Annotated in this window: 1 protein-coding gene; it reads left to right on the top strand. The window is 42.9% G+C overall.

Features of this window, described 5'->3' with window-relative positions; translation table 11 throughout:
- A partial coding sequence (locus tag ACYQ4S_RS12665) for a transposase (protein WP_459771538.1) occupies positions 1–268 on the top strand: 268 nt, incomplete at both ends.

Here is a 268-nt window from a genome sequence, read left to right as displayed (position 1 = left end):
TTAGTTGAACGGAAGATCGGGATTGATTTGGGTATTTCGGATTTTGCGGTCACCACCAATGATTTAGGGGAGACTGAGAAGCACAAAAATCCAAAACCTCTTTACAAGTCCGAAAAGAAGCTGAAGAGAGCGCAACGGTCGTTATCCCTCAAACAAAAAGGCGGTAAGAACCGCAATAAAGCACGCTTAAAGGTAGCCAAAAAGCACGAGAAGATTGCCAATCAGCGCAAAGATTTCTTGCACAAACTATCCAAAAAGATTACAGACG

This window comes from Alkalibacterium sp. s-m-28 (assembly GCF_054658175.1).
The sequence above is the reverse complement of the archived record's forward strand: the minus strand, read 5'-3'. Positions and strand labels throughout refer to the sequence as shown.